Genomic DNA, 22,051 nt, shown 5'->3' on the forward strand with positions numbered 1-22,051 from the left:
CCGTTGCAATGTCGACTTCGTCGCGCTCTTCCATCCCCCGCCTTCCCACCCGATCAATATGCAAATCAGCGAGAAAATATAGCGGATATTGAAGGGCAAAGCTGAATCGCCACGCCAGCCAGCAGGAACCGGCCAAAGCCTCAGCCCCCGCGGCTTTTTGGCAGCCCCGGTCCCTGCCCTTACAATGGGTGTTTTCCTGCCCCGACCACCGCGCGCCTGATCCGGCGCGCCAACCCGAGCCCCCGAATGGAAAAGAGTTTCGAGCCCCGCCCGATCGAATCGAAATGGTATGCCCGCTGGGAAGCGAGCGGCCAATTCAAAGTCGACGCGTCCCACCCGTCGGGGCACGGCGAGCCTTACTGCATCCTGCTGCCGCCACCGAACGTCACAGGCACCCTGCACATGGGCCACGCCTTCCAGCAGACCGTGATGGACATGCTGATCCGCTATCAGCGCATGCGCGGCATGAACACGCTCTGGCAGGTCGGCACGGACCACGCCGGCATTGCCACGCAGAAAATCGTGGAGAACCAGCTCGCCGCCGAAAGCAAGACCCGCCACGACCTCGGCCGTGAACCCTTTGTCGAACGCGTGTGGCAGTGGAAGGAAGAATCCGGTTCCACCATCACCAACCAGATGCGCCGTCTCGGTGTAGCTGCCGACTGGTCACGCGAGCGCTTCACCATGGACGAAGGCTTGTCCGAGGCCGTGCGCAAGGTGTTCGTGGAGTGGTGTCGCGCCGGCCTGATCTATCGCGGCAATCGCCTGGTGAACTGGGATCCGGTGCTGGGCACCGCCGTATCGGATCTGGAAGTAAACAATGTCGAGCGCGATGGCCATATGTGGTCGATCCGCTATCCCGTTACGGATAGCGATGAAAGCATCGTCGTCGCCACCACCCGCCCGGAAACCATGCTGGGTGACGTGGCTGTCGCCGTACATCCGGACGATGAGCGTTACCAGCACCTGATCGGCAAGACACTCACGCTGCCGCTGAGCGGCCGCCAGATTCCGGTGATTGCCGATGATTACGTCGACAAGGAATTCGGCACCGGCTGCGTGAAGATCACACCTGCGCACGACTTCAACGACTATGCCATTGGCCAGCGCCACAAGCTGGCGCCGATCGAGATCTTCACACTTGACGCGAAGGTCAACGGCAATGCGCCGGCAAAGTATCAAGGCATGGATCGTTACGAAGCCCGCAAGGTGGTGCTCGCCGATCTAGAAGCTGCCGGCCTCTTGGTCGAAACCAAGCCGCATAAGCTGCAGGTGCCCGTAAGCGATCGTTCGGATGCCGTGATCGAACCGATGCTGACCGATCAATGGTTCGTCGACCTGACCAGTGAAAAGGGCCGCAAGGCGATTACCGAACCGGCGCTTGACGCCGTGCGTTCCGGCGAGATCAAGTTCGTGCCGGAAAACTGGAGCACCACATACACGCAGTGGCTGGAAAACATCCAGGACTGGTGCATCAGCCGGCAGCTCTGGTGGGGGCATCGCATTCCGGCGTGGTACGACGAAGCCGGCAACTTCTTCGTGGGTGAAGACGAAGCCGACGCGCGTGCACACGCAACGGTTGCACCAGTCGGCGCGCTGAAGCAGGACGATGATGTGCTCGACACGTGGTTCAGCTCCGCGCTGTGGCCATTCTCCACGCTTGGCTGGCCGGCCAACGGCCCGGTGAAGAATGAGCGCGGCGAAGTGGTCGCCAACTGGGAGAACGACAAGATCTTCCTGCCCAGCGCCGTACTCGTCACCGGCTTTGACATCATCTTCTTCTGGGTCGCGCGCATGGTGATGGCGACCAAGTATTTCACCGGCCAGGTGCCATTCCGCGAGGTGTATATCAACGCCATCGTGCGCGACGCGGAAGGCCAGAAGATGTCCAAGTCCAAGGGCAACACGCTGGATCCGCTAGATCTGATCGATGGCATCGAACTGGAACCATTGGTGGAAAAATCCACCAAGTCGCTGCTGATTCCGCAGGTGCGCGAGAAAGTCGAAAAACGCGTCCGCAAGGATTACCCCAATGGCATTCCCGCCATCGGCACCGATGCACTGCGCTTCACTTTCGCCGCGTTGGCCAGCTACAGCCGCACCATCAACTTCGACATCAAGCGCGCCGAAGGTTACAAGGCGTTCTGCAACAAGCTGTGGAATGCCGCCCGTTTCGTGCTGATGAATCTGCCGGAAGGCGAATTGCCCGCACCATCAGGCGCACCGGCAACGGAAGCCGAGCGCTGGATTCTCACCCGCCTCAAGCAAACGCTGGGTGAAGTCGAGCAGCACTTCGTGACCTATCGCTTCGACCTGCTGGCGCAAGCGCTGTACGAATTCGTGTGGAACGAATACTGCGACTGGTTCCTGGAACTGTCCAAGCCTGCACTCAACGGCGACGATGCCATCGCTGCGGCCTCGACCCGTCACACCTTGCTGGTCGTGCTGGAAACGGTGTTGCGCGCGCTGCATCCGATTATCCCGTTCATCACCGAGGAAATCTGGCAATCGGTCGCACCGAAGCTGAGCATCAAGGCCGACGGTATCCTGCAACGCCCGTGGCCGAAGGCTAGCGACATTCCCGCCGACGAAGCTGCCACCGCCGAAATCGAATGGTTTAAGAACGTGCTCAGCGGTATCCGCCGCATCCGCGCCGAGATGAACATCGCACCCGGCAAGACCATCCCGTTGTTGTTGGCCGATGGCGACGCCAGCGATCGCGCACGCGCCGCCAAATTCGCCGCACAAATCAGCTTCCTCGCTCGCGTGGACGCACCGCAGTGGATTGTTTCCGGTGCTGATGAACCGGCCGCCGCAGCCGCCGTGGTCGGTTCACTGCGCGTACTGATTCCGCTGGCCGGCCTGATCGATCTCGGTGCCGAGAAAGCACGCCTTGCCAAGGAAATCGGCAAGATCGAAAGCGAAATCAAGAAGTGCGAGAACAAGCTCAGCAACGCCAACTTCGTCGCCAATGCGCCAGCGGAAGTCGTGGTGCAGGAGCGTCAACGCATTGCCGATTGGGGCACGCAGCTCACCGCGTTGCGGGAACAGCTACAGAAACTGGGTTGATCTAAAGCTCAATGCTCGTAGCTCGGGGTGCGCACTAGCGCACCCCGACGTGGCCATGTGTCACATCGCGCCGTGCCGCCATGCAATGACGGCGCGATGCTGGGGCTCACATGGCCCCCTTCCGCATCAGTTCAAGATCTCACGCCAATTGACGCGGTTGATCTGATTCGTAGGGGGCGTCGTGCTGACCCCCTGAAACGTGGTGGTTCCCGACGAATTGCTGGTCGCGACGGTCACAGCCTTAGTGCCGCTGCTAGTGGTTCCCTCCAGCAGCTGTACACCGGTTGGCGCTGCCGGCAAGGTGAGATACGGTGCAGCCGTGCCGTTGCTTAGCAAAACCGACTCGCCATCGAAAGTGGTCGCATACACCGCGCCTTGCAGCGCACAGGGATTGCTGGACGGTATCACCGTGACCCAGGCGACGATATCAAGTCCGCTGGTCGCCGCCGGATTGACCACGATGCGTTCAGTACCCCCGTTGCTGCCAGCCGAATTAGTCAAGTCGTAATACCAGCCCAATGCCGTGTCGCTCAGGGTGACGCCAGTGGAAAGATCCGTGTTGGCGACCAGGTCTTTACGCACCAGCGGCAGGCCGGTAGTCGATGGCGTGCTGCCGCTGCCGTCGCGCAGCGCATACATGGTTTGCTGCTGTGTGTTGGTGAGATCAGTGATATTGAGGAACTGGCCGGTGCCGACGAACACCCAGCGCAGCGTGCTCAGATTGTTCGAACTCAGGCTTTCCTCGATGCGCGGCGCCGTAGTGATCGGCTGAGGATTGCCGGATGGATCGGTCAATGTGGCAAACAGGGTCGGCGCCGGATAGCTGCCAGTGCCAGCGCTTTCGGTGAGGTCGAAACGCCAGACATTGCCGAGTAGATCACCCGCGTAGACTTGATCGATGGTGCCGTCAGTAACGTTCTGCGTATACGCGGCGGCCTGGGCAAGCCCGGCTGGGTTGGCAATCGTGCCTGCGCCGGTATCGATCTTTTCCAACAGCGCGCCGGTCTGGGCATTGAGCACATACAGAATGCCGTGGCCCTGCAGCGCATCCGAGCCGGATGTGTTGCCGTAACCGGAGGTCATGATGACCACCCAGCCATATTTGCGGGTTTTCACGATCAGGGGCGCGCCAAAGCTGTAGCCCATGTCGGGGTCGGTGAATTCCCAGAGCACTTTGCCGGCTTGCGTGCTTTCCACCGCGGCGCTGCTGGTGGTGTCGACGACTTGCGGCACGCTGGTGACGTCCAGCGCGTAGATGCCTTTGCCGCCCTTGCCGAGCCCACCCACCAGAATCGTATGCCAGTTGGCGGTGCCAGCGCTGGTGCTCGGCGTGGTCTGGCCGTTGCCGGTCAGAGTGAAGTCGACATCGGCCACCTGCGGCGTGGCATCAACATAAAAATGGTGTGTGAAAATGTTCGCGGATACGCCACCAAGATTGGCCAGCGCAGGCAAGCCATCGATCAGTGGCGTGCTATTGGGACCGTTGTAAAGCAGACTCGGTACATAGGCGAACAATTCGCTGCCGCCGCCGGTCACCGGATTGGCGGTGGTGGGCGTTTGGAAGTCCGCTTCGAACGCATGCAGCATGCCGTCGTTGCCGCCGACATACACCACCGGCTCGCGGTTGGCGACGCCGGCCGAAAAAGCCGTGTAGCCTGGATTTGCCGTTTCCGAATAGGAGGGCGACAGAGCACCTTGCACCAGCACGGTGGAGGAATCCACGATATCGCCAAGAACATGGGTGCGCACGCGGAACAACGTACCCTCATTGCTCTTGTCACCACGCAGATAATTGACCAGGGCCGCACCATTGCCGCTAGTGTTCACCGCTGATTGTTCTGAGGCAGAAAGGCTGCTGTAGCGGAAAGGCACACCCGTGCTTCCATTCCACGTGACAATACGCCGTCCGGTATTCCAACCGACGATGGTGGAACCGGAAGCCGACGTGCTCTGGGTCAACGTGTCCAGCTGAAGCTGCGCGTGCCATGGCGTGCTATTACTGACCGCCGTAACAGTGCCGCCCACTGCTGTCGTCGAAATCATGCCCATCACGTCGCCGGTCCAGGCCACTGGCGTATACAGCGTGCTGTAAGCGGGAAAGCCCGATACCGATGAATAGTAGGGCGCCGTGTTGGTCGCGAGCGTGCTGAGGCTACGCGTCGAGCTGACAGTGAGACCGGAGCCGGTCTGCGCGGCACTAGACGTCAAATTGTTGAAGATCTGCTGCAGACCCGATTGGATCAGGTTTGCCTGGTTACCCGGCAGGTAATTGTCGGGACGAAGATTCTGAGCCGCGGCAGTGGTGGTGTTGGTATGCCAGGTGAGAATATTCGCGGGAATACCGTTGTTGTTGATGTCGTCGAAACCGCCGTACTTCGCCGCCAGCCAGTACTCATTGGGACCCGCGCCACTACCCAGCGCAGAGGGGTTGTAGGTGGGCCTGCTGGATGAGCCATCATAGGTACCCGGCTCCAACACGTCGACGATATAGGTGGTGATTTTCTGGTTGCCGCTGATGTCAGCACGGATATCGTTGATGTGCGCGTAATAGGCAAGCCCGGCCAGATTGTAGGTTGCCGTTCCGGTGTCGCTGACCTCGAGTGTGCTGCCTAGCGCAGTGGTATTCAGATATTGCGCCATGGTCTTCGACGCGGCGGTGGTGCCCTGCGCCTCGATCAGCGGCAGATTGCCGAGGGTGGTGACGTAGGTGGAAGCATTCAGCGCGGTGGCCACGTTGCCACTCGCGATCAATGGCGTGAGTGGAGTGCTGACGGAACCGTTCGTACTCGCCGGCGCCGTCGTCGGCACGCGTGTGTCGTACCAGGTGTGCGAATCGCCGATGACGACGATAGCATTGTTCTGACAACTGTACTGTATCGGATCGTTGACGGTCGGATGGTTGGACGACTTGGCTGGCATGCCCGTGAACACCGGAAAGCTCGGATCAGTACTGTTGCTCTGAGTCAGACCTGAGGTGTACGACGCATCGAGTGGCACCTGCATGTAGTAGGCCAGCGTGGCCCAGTACAGGTCGCTGACGGTGTCAAAGTGCTCGTAATTGCCTTGATAGCCGAATTGGTTCAAGTAATTGATCGCACCACTGTTGGTGAAGGCCACACCGCCAGGTGCCGAGCCGTAAATGGAATCGGCGGCATCGGGATTGGTAGAGAACACACCGGTCTGTGAAGACCATTCTGCATACGCGTTGTTCAAGCGCGTGCCATAGCCGTTATAGGTGGTGGGGCCATTGTCACGCAGCAGCGCGCGGACAGCGCCATTGGCGCCTAAGTTACCAAACGAGAACGTGTATGCCGCGACCCCTACACGGACCCTTGTAAAGTTCTGCTGGATCAGGCCCTCAGGTTTGTAATTGCCACCATAAGCTTGGCAATTGCTCTCCAACATGCTCGAAACGCAAACCTGCACTTCTGCGTTGTACGTGGTCGCCACATTGGGAACGCTGTTGGTCCAACCGCTATTGCTGAAAGCGCTATTGTTGGAAATAACGAAGGTGGTGCCTTGCCCGGCCGATTCCAGATACACGTTAGGCTGCGACGAGTAATTGCTATCGCCGATAACCGTGGATGGCGAAACGTTTACCGAACTGCCGATCTGCTTGTTCGGAAAGTTGCTGGTGGTACTTTGTGCAGCATTGAGATTGGAACGTTCCAACACGGTGATCGGCGCGGGCACGGCGGTCGATGGGCCGTCGAGCAAGCGATTGCCGCCGGTGAGCGCCTGGCGGAATTCATCCAGCGACGTCATCAAGGCCCAGTTGAGCATATTGCCGCTCCAGTACCCGTTGCAGACGGGACCGGAGGTATTGGCAGGCACGAAATAGCCTGCGCCGGTATTGTTGTTGTAGCTGTAGCACTTCGCCGGATCGAAATAGCCCAGGTACGTGCTGCTCGACGAGTAGCCGGTTGCATTGGTATAGGCACCGACCGTGCCGGTGGGGTATTCCACCGACAAAGCCAGCATCAGATTCGCCGGCACGTTGGAGGTGCTGTACACCGGCGTATCGGAGAGTGATGTCTGCGCGGCATGGGCCTGGCCGATGACTAACGATACGATCGCACAAGCAAGCCATGCGCGATCGAGATGCAACCTGTGAAGTGCGCGAAGTAACCTAGACATGGATGCTTCCGTAATGACGTTAGATAAAGCGCTTAGAGCTTGCCAGTGGATCAGCGCAGAATGGTTTGCACATAGGCGGTGGTTCCTTTCAGACCGTCCACGCGCACCGTCAATCGGAATGCTGCATAGGCGCCGTTGTTGAACGGCGTCAGGCTGTCCGACGACTGATTGGATGAGGTGCCGCCCAATATCGAAGCACCCGGCACGATGCAGGCCGTGACGCTGGCCGCGCCCGATGTCGGGCAGAGCCGTTCGACCACATAGGTCACGCTGTTGTCATTGCTATTGAGCGGCATCACGCTGCCAATGCTGCCGGTAACATTGTTCACCAACACATTGGGCACGTCGCCTGCGGAACGGGCTGTGGCCGGCTGCGGCTCTGCGTAATAGCCGAGCGTAGCCTGATCGTTATCGCTGTTGGGCTGGAGAAAGGTGATTTTCTGCTGCGCGTCCACATAAGCACGCTCGGCCTCCTGCAGCACACCCTGGCGGAAGGTGAGGCTGCCGGCAATGGTGTTGCTGGTATCCACCGCTCGCATCAACGCGATCGCCGCCAGCAGCGATGTCACCAGCACGATCAGCGCAATCAGCGTGGAAATCATGCCTGCTTGTCGATGTCGGCTGCCGTGGCGGCCGCACCTCGTCTTCGGAATATTCATACCGTGTCGCTTCAATAATGCATGGTGACCAATGCGTTGCGGATCGGAATGGTGGTGTCGTAGACCTGATAGCGATACTGCGTCAGCGTGGTCACGGTGTATTGCTCTGACGATGGAAGATCAGAGAACAGGGTCAGCGACGTTTTTCCCACGTAATCGGAGGAACGCTCCGGCAAACGGCTTTGTGCAACCACGGCGACGCGAATCGCTTGAATCTGGGACATGGCGGTCTGCGCTGCAGACGTGTTCGCGGTAAGCGCGGCGATCCCCCAGGTCGTTCCGGTAGGCTGCACCCATTGATCAATCTGGTTGGGATTGCTGTCGGCAAGATTGTGGATGCCGTACAAAGCCTTGATCTGCACAATGCCATCGGCGATCGGCGTAACCGTGGCAGCGTTGCTGTTGACCGGCCGCTGCAGCAAGTCATACGACACCAAGGTGTTGGTAGTGGGGTCCACGCCGAACAGAGTGAAGGCGGGCGACGGTCCCAGATCGAATACTTTGGTGGCAGTCACCAGGCCATCGGGAGGACTGTTGGCCGCATCCAGCGCAATGGTAGTGCTGCTGACCTGTACCCTCGGCGATGCCGTGGGCAGATGCACCAGCGCACAGGTTCCGTCGGACAACGTTCCCACCAGGTAATCACCCGTCAGGATGCCTAGCGCATTACCGACCACCACGCTGCCCACCGAAGGCGTGCTGCTGACGGTGACTTGGAAAATCTGCATGGCAGAGTTACCGCCCACCACGCCGATGACATCCGGGTTGCTGCCACCGGCAGCCACCAGCACGGATACCAGCCGCGTGGTCAGCGGCCAACTGGAGCTGCTGAATGGAGCAGGTAGCGCATTGGCCGGCAGCGTCTGCGTGATACTGCCGGCGATATGGGTATAGGCGCTAACCGGGCAGCCCCATAGGCTGTAGTTGTAGCCCTGCACGATACCCGAGCCGGCGGTGCGCAATTGCCGCTCCAGCGCATACAGCGCATAGCTGCCGTTTTGCTGCGCATCGTTGCCGCTGGTCGTCGTACGCTTCTTGCCTTCGTAAATCGCGAATGCCGACATGATCGCCAGGATGCAGATCATGCTCACCAGTATGCCGACCATCAATTCGATCAGCGAGAATCCGCGCTGAGTTCCTCGGCGCATGGGCTCAATACCCGATATCGGTAATGGATACATAGCTGTGTGCACTGTTATCGCCGGGAGCCCGCCAGTTGACCGTGACCGTGACCTGGTATTGGTTGTTGCTGGAATTGGTAATGGGCTGTTGAACGACCTGGATGCTGGGAGGATTGGCCGGAATGCCGGGCAGGCAGCCCGTGGCATGTGACGTGGATGTGCAATCGATGCTGCTGAGCCAAGTCATATACTTCGTGCCGCCATTGCCATGGCTGCCCACGTAATCGGACGAGAGCTGATCGGGGTCGTAGGCCCACATCTGCGCAATGACCTGATCGGCGAACATGGCTGCGTTGAGGCGGTAACTGGCAGCGTTTGTCATCTGTATGGCAGAAGCCTGCAATTCCACCAAACCGACGATACCGATCGAAAAGATAACGATGGCGACCAGGGCATCGATTAAGACAAAACCGCGACGCGAGACGGCAAATCCATTCCGGTTCGATCGGACGTTGGCGTTTTTCACTAGGGGCACCCCTGTGGACTGGTCGCGCTAAACGTGAAATACGGATCGCACATGTTCACCATCCCACCGGCGGAAATGGTGGTGACAAGACGCCTGCCTGCCGCTTGCACTTGCAGCGAAGCCTGCGCGGCCGTGACATCGACGCGCAGCATCGACGTCGTGCCATAAGCACTCGGTCGACCGAGCGAATTGAAGGTGATACCGGTCGGAACACCGCCGCTGACGATCGTGCCGTATGCGCCGGTTGCAACGCTGTTCACCGCTGTCGATGCACCGACTTGCACATTGCTTCCACTGCCGGGCGAATTGAATGTCTGCACGATGCTCAAGGCATTGCTGCAATCCGTTTCGGCTGCTGCGCTAGCCGCACTGGCGGGCAGCACACAGACCTGCCAGCTACTGGCGGAATTCAACTGAAACCGCACATTGGTGTCTTGCTGTGAGGCCTGATTGCGGGCAAGCCGCAAGCCGTTCTGAATGGACTCGGTGATACTGCGGATACGCGTATTGACCACCCATTGCTGGAAACTGGGAATGCCCAGCATGATCAGAATGGCGATGACCGTGACCACGACCATCAGCTCGATCAGACTCACACCACGCTGTTCCCGCCACTTCATTGGCAGACGCCTTGGCTGGTGACCCAGCACGTGGTGGCCGACCCGGTATACCAGCCGTTGGCACTCACCGTGCCGCGGTCATTGCTCTGATCAATAGTGAAGGTGAAGTTGGCGGTGGGCGTGGCCGGAATGCCGGTTGCCGTGATGAGATAACCCCCCGACGTTAACGCGCAGCTGTAGCTGAAGTAGGCCGACGTAGCGGGCATGGTGGCACCGCACTCGGTGGAATTACCGGTGCTCGCGTATTGCCGATAGTCCTGGAAATACTGCTCCATGCTGACCCGCGCGGCGCTCAGGTTGTTCTGCGCGTCGGTAAGTTTGCTGCGAGTGACATAGCTGGAGTAAATCGGCATGGCGATGGCGGCAAGAATCGCGATGATCGCCACCACCACCATCAGTTCAATCAGCGTAAAGCCCGCCGACGGCCTGCGGCGCAAGCACGTTTTGTTCATGCGTGTCCCCTAAATACGATCTGGAGCGTGCATCAAGCTGCGCAAGATCACGGCAAAATGCGATCTCCACCAAAACCCTTCACTCAGAGCCCCCTGACCACCGCTCAGATCGCAACACGAGCCACGCAGCGTTGAACAAGCGCTTAGCTCATCCGATCGATCGGTCTTACATCAAGGGGATGCTGTGAATGATGGTGTTTCGGCGAGATCGCATCTATCGCCTCAAGAGGCCACATATCTATCAGTTTGAGCCATAGGTGCATTGCTGCGATCTACGGCACGCTGAGGTTCTTCAGACTTGACCCGAAGGAACGCCTACATCGCGGCAGGCACACATGGCCATGTTGCGGTTATCACCCGACGCAATCCATGCCACCTATCGGAGACCGAGCGTGAGACCAGCCTAGGTCAAATTCATTGAGTAGGTTGAAGCCATGTACAACCTACGCAGGCGGAAACTCCAGCACCATCACGATCGCATCTTCGCGACCACCGTGCGCGGGGTAATAACGCGGACGCCGCCCGATCTCGTGGAAACCCATCGATACATAAAGCTGCTGCGCATTCGGATTGGAGGGACGCACCTCAAGGAACACGCGTTCGGCGCCATTCCAGCGTGCGATATCCACCAGGCGCTTCATCAGATGACGTCCGAAGCCCTGCCCACGCTGCTCCGGCGCAATGCATACGTTGAGGATATGCGCTTCCCCTGCGCCCACCGAAAGAATGCCGTAGCCGATGACATGTCCATCCAGGCACAGCACCCATGACGGATGTCCGGCTTTCAGGCAATCGCCAAAGATGCCCATGCTCCAGGGAAAATCGTAGGACGTGTTTTCCAGCTCGCTGACGCGCGGCAGGTCTTCGCGGCGCATGGCGCGCATCTCAAGCGCGGGGCGCGCGACGGCGACCATCAGGTAGGCGCCACCGTTGCGAGTGCACGGCGCATGCTGCGGAGTGCCTGCCATAGTCTGCGTTTGGCAGTGGCCTGCCCCAGTACATCGGCCGGCGTATCCGCCAGCACGATATGTGCATCGCGCATGACATCTGCCGGCAACCCCCGGCCCAGGGTATGTGCTTGCGCCTGCCCAAATACCAGGTAGGCCTTGGCGTGTGGCACTTTCATGGTGTCACTGTCGGCCGCCTCGACGCGAGCCGCCCGTGCCAGATGCGGGCCGAAGGCGCAGAGTGCACGCCCAAGCAGATCCAGCTCACGTACAGAGCAGCCCGGCGGCAGCACGACCACCACATCGGCGTTGGCCGGAATGTCGGCAATCGGCGCCATCACCGCCTGCTCCTGCGTTACCGCTGCCGCCCGAAGGTGCCAGGGCACTACCCCCAACGCACGCAATACGCGGTTCCGATGCGCCGGGCTGGCAACCAATGCGCTCATACGGCCCCTCGGCGGGAGCGCTTACGGCGCGTGGCCAATCCCCACAGTGTCACCACCGGCCCGGACAGCAGGTAAAGCGTGAAGACCACCAGCAAGACACGCGGCGGATCGACAAAGAACGGCACCAGGATCAGTACGCCGACCAAAATCCACAAGAACGGCACCTTGTCGCCCATCGGCAGCGATTTGAAGCTGTAGTAGCGGAACCGGCTGACCATCAACAGGCCGACAATCACCGCCAAAAAGGGGGTAAACATATCCAGCTCATCACCGGAAATGCCGAAGTTGTCCATGCTCCACACGAACGACATGCAGACCGCCGCCGCTGCCGGGCTGGCCAGCCCCTGGAAGTAGCGCTTGTCGATCACCGCCACCTGGGTATTGAAGCGGGCCAGGCGTAAGGCGGCGCACACGGCGTAGATAAAGGCCGCGGCCCAGCCGATCTTGCCCCCCAGCGGCCCGTACTCCTTCAGGCTCGACAGCGACCAGTTGTACATCACCAGCGATGGTGCCAGGCCGAAGCTCACCAGGTCGGACAGCGAGTCGTACTGCACCCCGAACTCGCTCTGAGTGTTGGTCAGGCGCGCCACGCGGCCGTCCATGCCATCCAGCAGCGCCGCCACGAAAACGGCAATGGCCGCATCGGTAAAGCGCCCGCCGATGCTGACGACGATGGCGTAGAACCCGGCAAACATCGCGCCGGTGGTAAAGAGGTTCGGCAGAAGATAAATACCGGGATGCCGCGGCGCCCGGACTGGCGTGCTATCGCTCATGAATCCATCCGTGACGGGATACGTCAATTGTAGCAGGGGGACCGGGAAACGCCCCGCCTGCTTGCGGAACGTGCAAGAAAGCACGTTATCGATGGTTGGCCCCATCAGGTGCTTGAGTCCAGGCTGCGCCGGTTGTTAACTAGCGCATCATCTCACGCCCACCGTTCCGGAGCCTGCCCATGCGTCGCCCGTCCATTGCCCTCGCGCTCTTGTTGGTCGCGCCGCTGGTCTCCGCCCAGGTCTACAAGTGGACCGACGCGCAAGGCACCACCCATTACTCGGAAACGCCGCCGCCGGTGGGCACCAAGTACAATCAGGTCTCGGTGAGCAGCGATGCGTCCACGCCGGCATCGTCCAGCAGCTCCGCCGCCGCCCCGTCCTCAACCCAGGACAGCGACAGCCAGTCCACCCCGCCGCTCCCTGACACTCCTGAAAACCGCAACAAGCTCTGTTCCTCGCTGAAGACCAACATCGGCACGCTGCAAGGCGGCGGCCCAGTGGTCATGCAGGGGGCGAACGGTCAGCAACAGTTGCTCAACGCCGACCAGCGCAAGCAGCAGCTCGACGCCAGTCAATCTCAGTACCAGCAGTACTGCAGCAGCTGACAAGCGGAAGATTGGCACCATTCCCTCCGGGGCGCAGGGAGCGTCCGTGGATAGCCGCGGAAAACGCGCGAGGGCGGCTATAATCGCGGTTTTAACGCCGGATTCGCCGCACATGCGCCTCAGCCAATTCCACTTGGCCACCGTCAAGGAAGTCCCCGCCGATGCCGAAATCGCCAGCCACCGGCTGATGATTCGCGCAGGCATGATCCGCAAACTTGCCTCCGGTCTTTACACCTGGTCGCCGTTGGGCCTGCGTGTGCTGCGCAAGGTGGAGCGCATCGTGCGCGAGGAAATGAACCGCGCCGGCGCCATCGAGATGCTGATGCCGTCCGTGCAGCCGCGCGAGCTGTGGGAAGAAACCGGCCGCTGGGAAAAATTCGGCGGCCAGTTGCTGAAGATCAAGGATCGCAAGGAGCAAGAATTCTGCTACGGCCCCACGCATGAAGAAGTCGTCACCGACTTCGCACGCAATGAGCTCAGGAGCTACAAGCAGCTGCCGGTGAATTTCTACCAGATCCAGACCAAGTTCCGCGACGAAATCCGTCCGCGCTTTGGCGTGATGCGCGCGCGCGAATTCCTGATGAAGGACGCCTATTCGTTTCATCTCACCCAGGAATCGCTAGCCGAAACCTACGAGGTGATGTACCAGGCTTACTCGCGCATCTTCACCCGCCTGGGCCTGAAGTTCCGCGCTGTGCAAGCGGATACCGGCGCGATCGGCGGCAACGCCAGCCATGAATTCCAGGTGCTGGCCGATTCAGGCGAAGACGCCATCGCCTTCTCCGACGGTTCCGAATACGCCGCCAATATCGAAAAAGCCGAAGCCCTTGCACCTACCGCCACGCGCCCCGCCCCGTCCGCCAGCCTGCAGCGCGTCGACACGCCGCGTGTGCGGACCGTGGAAGACGTGACCAAGCACTTCGGCATCAGCGCAGACCGCGTGCTCAAGACGGTGCTGGTACGCGGCAAGGAAGGCCTGGTGGCGCTGTGCTTGCGCGGCGACCACGACATCAACGAAGTGAAGGCCTCCAAATTGGCTGAGCTTCCGGACGAATCCGTGCTGGCCAGCGAGGAGGAAATCCTCGCCGCCGTGGGCTCACGTCCCGGCTATATCGGCCCGGTCGGCCTGCCTGATTCGATCCCGGTCATCGTCGATCGCAGCGCCGCGGTGCTCGCCGACTTTGTCTGCGGCGGCAATGCTAACGACACCCACTACACCGGCGCCAATTGGGAACGCGATGCGCGCGTCACCCGCGTCGAGGACATCCGCAAGGTGGTCGAGGGCGATGCCTCGCCAGACGGCAACGGTACGCTGCATCTCGCGCGTGGCATCGAAGTCGGCCACGTATTCCAGCTTGGCAACAAATACGCCGAAGCACTCAACGCCACCGTGGTGGACGACCAGGGTAAGCCGCAAGTGATGTTGATGGGCTGCTATGGCATCGGTGTAAGCCGTATCGTCGCTGCTGCCATCGAGCAGCGCCACGACGAGGCCGGCATCATGTGGCCCGAAGCGATGGCGCCCTGGCGCGTCGCTGTGTGCGTGATCAATCCCAAGAACGCACCGGACGTGAATGCTGCCGCCGAATCGCTCTATAACGAACTGAACGCCCGCGGCATTGAAACACTATGGGATGATCGCGGCCTGCGCCCCGGCGCCATGTTTGCCGATATGGAACTGATCGGCATTCCCCATCGTGTCGTGGTGAGCGAGCGGGGGCTGGCTGCCGGCACGTTGGAATATCGCGCCCGTGATGCGGCTGACAGCAGCGCCATTACGCGCGATGAGCTATTTGAAATACTCGGCTGAATTTGTTTCATTCGTAACAAAAAAGGCCGCTGCATGCGGCCTTTTTAATGCACGCTATATATTGGTATGGCAATGCGGAACGTGATGGACTCGCCATTAACAGGACTGCCATAGATCCATAGGACTATACTCATAAATCAGTGGGTTAGACCACTTGTCTCGCTTTGCAATTCCGCGATCTATGCGGGAAAATCAAAAATCCACCCGGGCATTTTTCTCATAATCCAATAGCCCAGGGTGCTTCAACACTTTCTCTATTTAATTTACCGGGAGCGTCTTATGGCCGTTGATTTAAAGAATCTCAATCACACTCAGCTTACCGATCTCATCAGCAAGGCTCAGGCCCGCCAGAGCGAATTGCACAAGGAAAAAGTCGGCAAACTGCGTGAAAAAGTACTGGCCCTGATCAAGGCCGAAGGCTATGCCTTCGAAGATATTTTCGGTGGTGGCGTGCGGGGTGCCGGCGTCAAGCGTCGCGGCACCGGTACGGTGGCTCCCAAGTATCGCAATCCCGCTGATCCGGAACAAACCTGGTCCGGCCGCGGCAAGCGTCCGCGCTGGTTCAACGATGCACTGAAAGCTGGCAAGAAAGAAAAGGATCTCGCTATCTGATCCGTTTCAGCAACGGCTGCAAGACGATCAAAAACGCCGGCGAATCGCCGGCGTTTTTTGTTCACCTATTCTCGTTAAAGCGATCTTCGCGGTGCAATCAGCAATTCGCCGAACATCAAGCCCGCAACCAGCGAAATCAGAATGGTCACCAGCAGCAGCCCCGTATCGAAGCCCAGCGTTGCATTACGTTCCAGCAGATAAGAAACGCTGCGGAATCCCACGCTACCGGGCACCAGTAGCAGGATGCCTGGCTCGCGTATCACCGCACCAGGACGCCCCCAATAGCGCGCATAGCCGTTTGCCATGGCGCTCAGCAGGAATCCGCCCAGGAACACACCAAACGGCGCGCCGGACAAATGCGGCGAAATCTCACCGCCAAGACGTGTGGCGAAATAGCCGGCGATCACGGCGATGATCACAGCCGGCCAATCGCGCCAGGCCGCGCGGAACAACAAGGCGAAGGCCACCGCTGCCACGAGCAGAGCCGGGTAATCCACCCACTCCGGCAGCGCAGGCAAAGTGAAGTCGCGTGCTTCGACACCAAACAAAGCGCAGACCTGGGTGGCCGCCACGGTACCGAAGGTGAGCTTGAGCAGCGTCGACATCGCCCCGCCCATGCGCGCCATGCCGGAGACCAGATGCTGGCTTGAAATTTCGCGCACCGCCGTCGTCAGTGACATGCCCGGCACCAACACGATCAGGCCGGCCAGGATCACCGACTTGATCGCCAGTGGCACCACGAAAGCACTGAACACGATGGTCACCAGGGTGGCCACCATCGCGCAGATCGCATCGCTCGCCACGGCCAAACGCGGACGCGTGGCAGAGAGAATGGTGATCGTGCCGATGATGAGCCCGTTCAGCGCAGCGACCAGCAAATCTACCCAGGAACTGTGCAGGAACAACGCGGCGATAGCCGCCGCAGAGAGGCCATAGCTGGCGATGACAGCAACCTGCTGCCTCCGCGTATCCGGCAATTCCAGCGCTCGCAGCAGACGGAAGCCTTCGCGCAGATCCAGCTCGCCAGCGATCACCCGATCGGCGATTTCGTCGGCACGGCATAGCTTGTCGAGATTCACATCGCCAGGTAGCAGCCGTATCACTTGCGTGGCCTGCGCCAGACCTTCATCGCCGTGCGCCAGATCGGCAAAGGAAATGATGATGGCTGTCGGGCTCGACCATACCTCCGCGCTCAAGCCGATACGCTGCGCGGATCCGGAAATGGCCATCTCCAGACGCGGAGATGCCGCACCGTACTTGTGCAGGCGGGTAGCCAGCTCTACCAGGAAGGCAATGCGTGTGTTGACCGCCGTCGTGGCGAACTGGACGCTCATGTGTTCGATTGGCGGCTGGTCATGGTGGGCAGTAAGGGCGTCGCATCGCGGTGTCGGACATGGCGACTTTTATACACGGGAACGGGGGAGCCGGGACATGAAGAATGTCGCTGGCTTCATGCTCCCGCGTCCGCAGCGCCTTAAACCTGCTTCACCTTCAAGCGTGTCCCTTCCACCGCGATCACTTCCACGGTGCTACCGGCTGGCAGGTCAGGTCCGCTCACCAGCCATTGCCCGTCGCCCACTTTCGCCGTGCCACGGCCGTTGACGATGGCTTCGATCAATACATAGCGTTTGCCGATCAATTGCTCACCACGGCGGTTGAGCCGCTCATTGCCCGGCTCATCGTGTTGCAGCCTCGGACGCACGGCGTACCAGTAGACCGCACACGATACGAACGCCAACAAGGCGAAGGCTATGGCTTGAGCCAGCAACGACAGCCCCGGCATCAACAACACCAGCAAGCCGGTCACCGCAGCGCCGATGCCGATCCACAACATGAAATAGCCAGGCATGATCACCTCAATGGCGATCAATACCAGCGCTACGATCCACCACAAGTAATGCACGGCAATGCTTGCAAACATGAAGAACTCCGAATGGCTCAGAGGCAAAACGCACTGGCAGGTTGACGGGTTCTATCGCGCACCGTTGATGACACGACTCCTATCGTCCCCGTCGCCCCGGCGAAGGCCGCGGCCCGGCGTCTTTACGCTGCAATCCTAACGTCACTGGGTCCCGGCCTTCGCCGGGACGACGGGTTTAAACATTACGCCAGACCCTGCCTCCGTCGAGGCGGATCTGACTGCATTCAGCCTATCGACGGCGGTCCACGGCGCGCAGCGAGCTTTTCCTGCTGCTGCCCCAACGATTCCTTCGCCAGTTCTGCGATGCCGGCCAGCGAACCGAGAATCCCGGTCGCTTCCATCGGCAGCATCAGCATCTTCTGATTGGGCGAGTTAGCCATTTCTTTCAGCGCCTCCACATACTTGTTGGCGATGAAGTAGTTGAGTGCATTGACGTTACCGTTGGCAATCGCCTCGGAGACCATCGACGTCGCTTTGGCTTCGGCCTCGGCGGAACGCTCGCGCGCCTCGGCAGCACGGAATGCCGCCTCCTTCTCACCCTCAGCCGCCAGAATGACCGACTGTTTCTCGCCTTCGGCCTTCAGGATCGCAGCCTGACGGAAACCTTCGGCTTCGAGAATATTCGCTCGCTTCTCGCGCTCGGCCTTCATCTGCCGCGCCATCGAATCGATCAGGTCGCGCGGCGGCGCAATGTCCTTGATCTCGATGCGATTGACCTTCACGCCCCACGGATGCGTGGCCTCATCGACCACCTTCAGCAGTTTGGCGTTGATCGCGTCGCGTTGACTCAGGGATTCATCCAGGTCCATCGAGCCCAGCACGGTGCGGATATTGGTCATCACCAGCGCCAATGCCGCCTGCTCCAGATTGGCGACTTCGTACGCGGCCTTGGCCGCATCCAGCACCTGGTAGAACACCACGCCATCGACACGTACGACGGCGTTGTCCTTGGTGATCACGTCTTGGCTGGGCACATCCAGCACCTGCTCCATCATGTTCATCTTGCGGCCGATGCTGTAGATGAAGGGAATGAGGAAATGCAGACCCGGCGTCAGAGTACGGGTGTATTTGCCGAAACGCTCAACCGTCCATTCGTAACCTTGCGGCACGATGCGCACCAGCTTGGCCAGCACGATCACCACGACGACGATAACAATCAAGCCAAAAATCTGTCCCATACCCGTAACCTCGCTTCCGTTTGATCGGGCGAGTATAGGCTAGTCCTGGTACCAGGCTATGACGGAAGGGTCGCCGGCTGCGGCAGTATCAGCGTGACGCGAAGACCACCGTCCTCGCGGTTGGCCAGCGCAATGCGCCCGCCATGCGCCTCGCTGATCTCGCGAGCCAGCGCCAACCCAAGGCCAGTGCCGGAGCGCTTGGTGGAATAGAACGGCAACAGGGCCTGCGCCAGTACGGTCTCGCTCATGCCCGGGCCGCGGTCCGCCACTTCGATGCGCAGCTCGTGCCCGACTTGGTTAAGCGCCAAGGTCACGCCTTCAGGCGGACCACCCGCTTCGTGTGCGTTTTTCACCAGATTGATGACCACCTGCTCGATCTGCGCCAGATCGAACCAACCCGCTTGCGCAGGTATCTCACTCTGCAGATGGAACTGGCAATGCAATGCAAGGCCATCAATAAACGGTTTCCACTCCACCGCAGCAAGACGCGGCGCTGGCAGTTTGGCAAACCGCGCATAGCCGTCGATAAAGCCATGCAGATGCTTGGCGCGCTCGCCGATGGTGGCAAAGACACCGGGCAAGCGCTGTATATCGCCGCGGCGTGCGAGTTCTGCACCGGAGTGCGCCAACGAGGAAATCGGCGCGAGCGAGTTATTCAATTCATGGCTCACCACACGAATCACGCGCTTCCACGCCGCGACTTCCTGACGCGAAAGCTCACGCGTCATGCGCCGGAACAGTTGCAGGCGATGGGGTCGCCCCTGCAGGCGGAAAGCGCGTTGCGAAAGGTGGAAGGTTTCTTCGCTGCCATCCATTTCTACGCTGAAAAGCGCGTCTTCAGTGCCCTCGGTCGCCTTGCGCAAAGCGTCGGGCGCATCGGCAATCAGGCTGGCAAAATGAAGGCCGGTGAGGCTGCGGCCTTCGTTGAACAAATGTCTGGCGGCGATATTGGCGTAGGCCACGCGCCCGTTCGCATCCGTCAACACCAGCGCGACCGGCGTGTTCTGCACCACCGTGTCGAGCAGCAATTCGCGTTGCGCGAGGTTCTGGCGTTGTTCGCGCAACGTCTGACCAAGCTCGTTGTGGACGCGGACCAGATCACCCAGCTCATCGCGGCGATGAAGCGCGATCGAAATGCTGAAATCACCATCACGATAACTGGCTACCGCACCTTCAAGCGCACGCAGCAGGCGCTTGACCGGCGCCATGACGATATGCGCGAACCACCAGGACAGCGGTATCAGGATAACCGCGCAGATCACCACGGCATCGGTGCGATTGGGCGATGGAACACTCTGCGTAAGATTGCTCTGCGCCAGATTGTTATGCAGCCAGATCAGCAACTGCGGCAACGGCCAGTGGGTGACGCCGACGTAAATCAGCGCACCGCTGAGTGAGGCCACGGCCAACAAGACCGCCAGACGCCCTTCCAGCGACCTCAAACGCATGAAGGCGCCCCATTGTGGCCATCGCGGTGCAGCATCATCGATCTCCCCATGGAATATGCCGCGTTTTACACGCAACAGACTGGATGTACTACTGCCGGAAGTTCACGCAGCACATGGCCTCCCTCTCCCCTTGGGGAGAGGAAGCCGTTCAACAACATGCCGCCTCGCGACTCATACCTGCGCAATCAAGCCATACCGCTCCATGCGCCGATACAACGCCTGCCGTGACAATCCCAGGGATTGCGCTGCGCGGCTCACCACGCCATCGGCCTTCTGCAGCGCCGATTCCACCACTTCGCGGCTAGGCTCATCCAGATTGCGCACAGCCGCCATGCCGGCTTGTTGTGGCAGGTTGAGCTGTTCAGGCGTGATCGGACCGTTGCCGGCCAGCAAGGCCGCGCGTTCGATCGCATTCTTCAGTTCACGCACGTTGCCCGGCCAGGGATAGGACAGCAGCGCGTCACGCGCCACATCATTGAGCTCTGCACGCCCTGCAAGGAAATGCTCGGCCAGCGGCAGGATGTCATCGATGCGCTCGGACAGCGGAGGCAGATTCACTTCGATCACGTTGAGGCGGTAATACAAATCCTCGCGGAACGTGCCGGCGCGGATCATGGCCTTCAGGTCGGCATTGGTGGCGCTCAGCACACGCACCTTCACCTTGCGTGTACGCCCCGAGCCCAGGCGCTCGAACTGCCCCGTTTCCAGCACGCGCAGCAGTTTCATCTGGCCGGGCAGCGGCAAATTGCCGATCTCATCCAGGAACAGCGTGCCACCGTCAGCCAACTCAAAACGCCCTTCACGCGCCTTATTGGCACCGGTATAGGCACCTGCTTCGGCGCCGAACAGCTCCGCTTCGATCAGCTCGCCCGGCAAGGCGCCACAATTGACCGCCACGAACGCACCACTCTTCACCGAGGAATTGGCATGCACGATCGCGGCGATGCGCTCCTTGCCCGCGCCATTGGGCCCGGTAATCAGCACCGGCACATCCGAACGCGCGACCTGGCAAGCCAGGTCCAGCGTACGTGCCATCGGCTCGGAAGCGAATACCAGCCCATCCAGATCGTACTTGCGCTGCAGCGCGTCGCGGCGCTTGCGGCGCTCCTGCCGTGTACGGTTCACCTCGCGCGTGGACTCGGACAGCTCGAGCAGGTTTTCCACCGTAGCCAGCAGCTTGGCATCGTCCCAAGGCTTGGCCAGATAGTCGGCAGCGCCGGCCTTGACCAGCTCTACGGCGGTTTCCAGATGGGTCCAGGCGGTCAGCAGGATCACCGGTAAGTCCGCGTGGCGCTCGCGGATGGCGCGGAACAGGTCCACGCCCTCCTCGCCCGAGGTGGTATCGGCGGTGAAATTCATGTCCTGGATCACCACATCCACCGGATCGCGCCCCAGTGTCTCCAGGCCTTCGTCCGGCGTAAGCGCGACCAGGGGCCGGATATCGTGCAGCGAAAGCAGCAGCGACAGGGCTTCGCCCACGGCCGGGTTGTCGTCAATGATCAGTACGGTACGCATTCGTTTTCTGCACATGTCGGCATAGATGCCGCTCCCGCCCAAAAGGTTGCCATGCCGATCGGCCTACGTATATGAAAAGTTGTTCCCACCAGACCGACCGCGTCGCCAACACCGGTGGCACCGCCGCTGCGCGCAAGGCCGGCCCCAGCACGGCAATCTGCCCAAGCCCCCACAACACATGTACTTAGCAGCTGGTAATACCACGGCATCAG

General features: G+C 60.3%; 18 protein-coding genes. 4 read left to right on the forward strand and 14 right to left on the reverse strand.

The window, feature by feature from the left end; genetic code table 11:
• The first annotated feature begins 246 nt into the window (after positions 1–246).
• Positions 247–3,069: a valine--tRNA ligase gene (locus ISN74_RS15030; RefSeq protein ID WP_188799984.1), complete on the forward strand. Its 2,823-nt coding sequence runs from the start codon at positions 247–249 to the stop codon at positions 3,067–3,069.
• A gap of 126 nt (positions 3,070–3,195) precedes the next feature.
• Here the strand turns inward: ISN74_RS15030 and ISN74_RS15035 are convergent, their stop codons facing one another.
• The 9 genes from ISN74_RS15035 to pssA all read right to left on the reverse strand — a co-directional run bounded on the left by ISN74_RS15035 (position 3,196) and on the right by pssA (position 12,750).
• Positions 3,196–7,206 carry a pilus assembly protein gene (locus ISN74_RS15035; protein ID WP_188799985.1) on the reverse strand — a complete coding sequence of 1,337 codons (4,011 nt, stop codon included), beginning with the start codon at positions 7,204–7,206 and terminating at the stop codon, positions 3,196–3,198.
• Positions 7,207–7,256: 50 nt separating this feature from the next.
• A complete protein-coding gene (locus ISN74_RS15040; RefSeq protein ID WP_188799986.1) occupies positions 7,257–7,808 on the reverse strand; it encodes a pilus assembly PilX family protein in 552 nt (183 codons plus the stop codon).
• Positions 7,809–7,876: 68 nt separating this feature from the next.
• Positions 7,877–9,013, reverse strand: coding sequence for a PilW family protein (locus ISN74_RS15045; protein WP_188799987.1), 1,137 nt, complete (start codon positions 9,011–9,013; stop codon positions 7,877–7,879).
• A gap of 4 nt (positions 9,014–9,017) precedes the next feature.
• Positions 9,018–9,512, reverse strand: coding sequence for a PilV family protein (locus tag ISN74_RS15050; protein WP_188799988.1), 495 nt, complete (start codon positions 9,510–9,512; stop codon positions 9,018–9,020).
• Positions 9,512–10,132: a pilus assembly FimT family protein gene (locus ISN74_RS15055; protein ID WP_188799989.1), complete on the reverse strand. Its 621-nt coding sequence runs from the start codon at positions 10,130–10,132 to the stop codon at positions 9,512–9,514. Before ISN74_RS15055 ends, ISN74_RS15050 begins: the two co-directional genes overlap by 1 nt.
• Positions 10,129–10,584 carry a type IV pilin protein gene (locus tag ISN74_RS15060; RefSeq protein WP_188799990.1) on the reverse strand — a complete coding sequence of 152 codons (456 nt, stop codon included), beginning with the start codon at positions 10,582–10,584 and terminating at the stop codon, positions 10,129–10,131. The genes ISN74_RS15055 and ISN74_RS15060 overlap by 4 nt, the downstream gene beginning before the upstream one ends.
• Positions 10,585–11,027: 443 nt before the next feature.
• Entirely contained in the window at positions 11,028–11,498 is a 471-nt protein-coding gene (rimI, locus tag ISN74_RS15065; protein ID WP_188799991.1) for a ribosomal protein S18-alanine N-acetyltransferase, read from the reverse strand.
• On the reverse strand, positions 11,498–11,977 hold the full coding sequence (locus tag ISN74_RS15070) for a DNA polymerase III subunit psi (RefSeq protein WP_188799992.1): 480 nt from the start codon (positions 11,975–11,977) through the stop codon (positions 11,498–11,500). Before ISN74_RS15070 ends, rimI begins: the two co-directional genes overlap by 1 nt.
• Entirely contained in the window at positions 11,974–12,750 is a 777-nt protein-coding gene (gene pssA / locus ISN74_RS15075; protein ID WP_188799993.1) for a CDP-diacylglycerol--serine O-phosphatidyltransferase, read from the reverse strand. Before pssA ends, ISN74_RS15070 begins: the two co-directional genes overlap by 4 nt.
• A 179-nt stretch (positions 12,751–12,929) precedes the next feature.
• On the opposite strand from pssA, the gene ISN74_RS15080 reads away from it, so the two are divergent.
• The 3 genes from ISN74_RS15080 to ISN74_RS15090 all read left to right on the forward strand — a co-directional run bounded on the left by ISN74_RS15080 (position 12,930) and on the right by ISN74_RS15090 (position 15,777).
• Positions 12,930–13,355 (forward strand): DUF4124 domain-containing protein, encoded by a 426-nt coding sequence (locus tag ISN74_RS15080; protein WP_188799994.1) that lies wholly within the window; start codon positions 12,930–12,932, stop codon positions 13,353–13,355.
• A gap of 112 nt (positions 13,356–13,467) precedes the next feature.
• Positions 13,468–15,165: a proline--tRNA ligase gene (locus tag ISN74_RS15085; protein ID WP_188799995.1), complete on the forward strand. Its 1,698-nt coding sequence runs from the start codon at positions 13,468–13,470 to the stop codon at positions 15,163–15,165.
• Positions 15,166–15,444: 279 nt separating this feature from the next.
• Positions 15,445–15,777: an H-NS histone family protein gene (locus tag ISN74_RS15090; RefSeq protein ID WP_188799996.1), complete on the forward strand. Its 333-nt coding sequence runs from the start codon at positions 15,445–15,447 to the stop codon at positions 15,775–15,777.
• 74 nt (positions 15,778–15,851) lie between these two features.
• On the opposite strand, the gene ISN74_RS15095 is transcribed toward ISN74_RS15090, so the two are convergent.
• The 5 genes from ISN74_RS15095 to ISN74_RS15115 all read right to left on the reverse strand — a co-directional run bounded on the left by ISN74_RS15095 (position 15,852) and on the right by ISN74_RS15115 (position 21,839).
• Positions 15,852–17,111, reverse strand: a complete 1,260-nt coding sequence (locus ISN74_RS15095; RefSeq protein WP_188799997.1) for a threonine/serine exporter family protein — start codon at positions 17,109–17,111, stop codon at positions 15,852–15,854.
• 140 nt (positions 17,112–17,251) lie between these two features.
• Complete coding sequence (locus tag ISN74_RS15100; protein WP_188799998.1) at positions 17,252–17,698, reverse strand: NfeD family protein; 447 nt, start codon at positions 17,696–17,698, stop codon at positions 17,252–17,254.
• A gap of 224 nt (positions 17,699–17,922) precedes the next feature.
• The gene (locus tag ISN74_RS15105) at positions 17,923–18,876 is read right to left on the reverse strand and encodes an SPFH domain-containing protein (protein ID WP_188799999.1); all 954 of its coding nucleotides are present in this window, start codon (positions 18,874–18,876) and stop codon (positions 17,923–17,925) included.
• A gap of 56 nt (positions 18,877–18,932) precedes the next feature.
• Entirely contained in the window at positions 18,933–20,324 is a 1,392-nt protein-coding gene (locus tag ISN74_RS15110; RefSeq protein WP_188800000.1) for a sensor histidine kinase, read from the reverse strand.
• Between the two features lie 171 nt (positions 20,325–20,495).
• The gene (locus tag ISN74_RS15115; protein ID WP_188800001.1) at positions 20,496–21,839 is read right to left on the reverse strand and encodes a sigma-54-dependent transcriptional regulator; all 1,344 of its coding nucleotides are present in this window, start codon (positions 21,837–21,839) and stop codon (positions 20,496–20,498) included.
• Between the last annotated feature and the right edge of the window lie 212 nt (positions 21,840–22,051).

It is taken from the genome of Dyella caseinilytica, from assembly GCF_016865235.1.
GTDB classification, from domain to species: Bacteria; Pseudomonadota; Gammaproteobacteria; order Xanthomonadales; family Rhodanobacteraceae; genus Dyella_B; species Dyella_B caseinilytica.

Bases quoted from the DNA above. Each gene is read 5' to 3' on its own strand.
- ISN74_RS15070 (WP_188799992.1), bottom strand. From the start codon at position 11,977: ATGAGCGCATTGGTTGCCAGCCCGGCGCATCGGAACCGCGTATTGCGT.
- ISN74_RS15100 (WP_188799998.1), bottom strand. From the start codon at position 17,698: ATGTTTGCAAGCATTGCCGTGCATTACTTGTGGTGGATCGTAGCGCTG.
- ISN74_RS15095 (WP_188799997.1), bottom strand. From the start codon at position 17,111: ATGAGCGTCCAGTTCGCCACGACGGCGGTCAACACACGCATTGCCTTC.
- ISN74_RS15040 (WP_188799986.1), bottom strand. From the start codon at position 7,808: ATGATTTCCACGCTGATTGCGCTGATCGTGCTGGTGACATCGCTGCTG.
- ISN74_RS15115 (WP_188800001.1), bottom strand. From the start codon at position 21,839: ATGCGTACCGTACTGATCATTGACGACAACCCGGCCGTGGGCGAAGCC.
- ISN74_RS15060 (WP_188799990.1), bottom strand. From the start codon at position 10,584: ATGAACAAAACGTGCTTGCGCCGCAGGCCGTCGGCGGGCTTTACGCTG.
- ISN74_RS15055 (WP_188799989.1), bottom strand. From the start codon at position 10,132: ATGAAGTGGCGGGAACAGCGTGGTGTGAGTCTGATCGAGCTGATGGTC.
- ISN74_RS15080 (WP_188799994.1), top strand. From the start codon at position 12,930: ATGCGTCGCCCGTCCATTGCCCTCGCGCTCTTGTTGGTCGCGCCGCTG.
- ISN74_RS15045 (WP_188799987.1), bottom strand. From the start codon at position 9,013: ATGCGCCGAGGAACTCAGCGCGGATTCTCGCTGATCGAATTGATGGTC.
- ISN74_RS15030 (WP_188799984.1), top strand. From the start codon at position 247: ATGGAAAAGAGTTTCGAGCCCCGCCCGATCGAATCGAAATGGTATGCC.
- rimI (WP_188799991.1), bottom strand. From the start codon at position 11,498: ATGGTCGCCGTCGCGCGCCCCGCGCTTGAGATGCGCGCCATGCGCCGC.
- pssA (WP_188799993.1), bottom strand. From the start codon at position 12,750: ATGAGCGATAGCACGCCAGTCCGGGCGCCGCGGCATCCCGGTATTTAT.
- ISN74_RS15105 (WP_188799999.1), bottom strand. From the start codon at position 18,876: ATGGGACAGATTTTTGGCTTGATTGTTATCGTCGTCGTGGTGATCGTG.
- ISN74_RS15110 (WP_188800000.1), bottom strand. From the start codon at position 20,324: ATGCGTTTGAGGTCGCTGGAAGGGCGTCTGGCGGTCTTGTTGGCCGTG.
- ISN74_RS15090 (WP_188799996.1), top strand. From the start codon at position 15,445: ATGGCCGTTGATTTAAAGAATCTCAATCACACTCAGCTTACCGATCTC.
- ISN74_RS15085 (WP_188799995.1), top strand. From the start codon at position 13,468: ATGCGCCTCAGCCAATTCCACTTGGCCACCGTCAAGGAAGTCCCCGCC.
- ISN74_RS15035 (WP_188799985.1), bottom strand. From the start codon at position 7,206: ATGTCTAGGTTACTTCGCGCACTTCACAGGTTGCATCTCGATCGCGCA.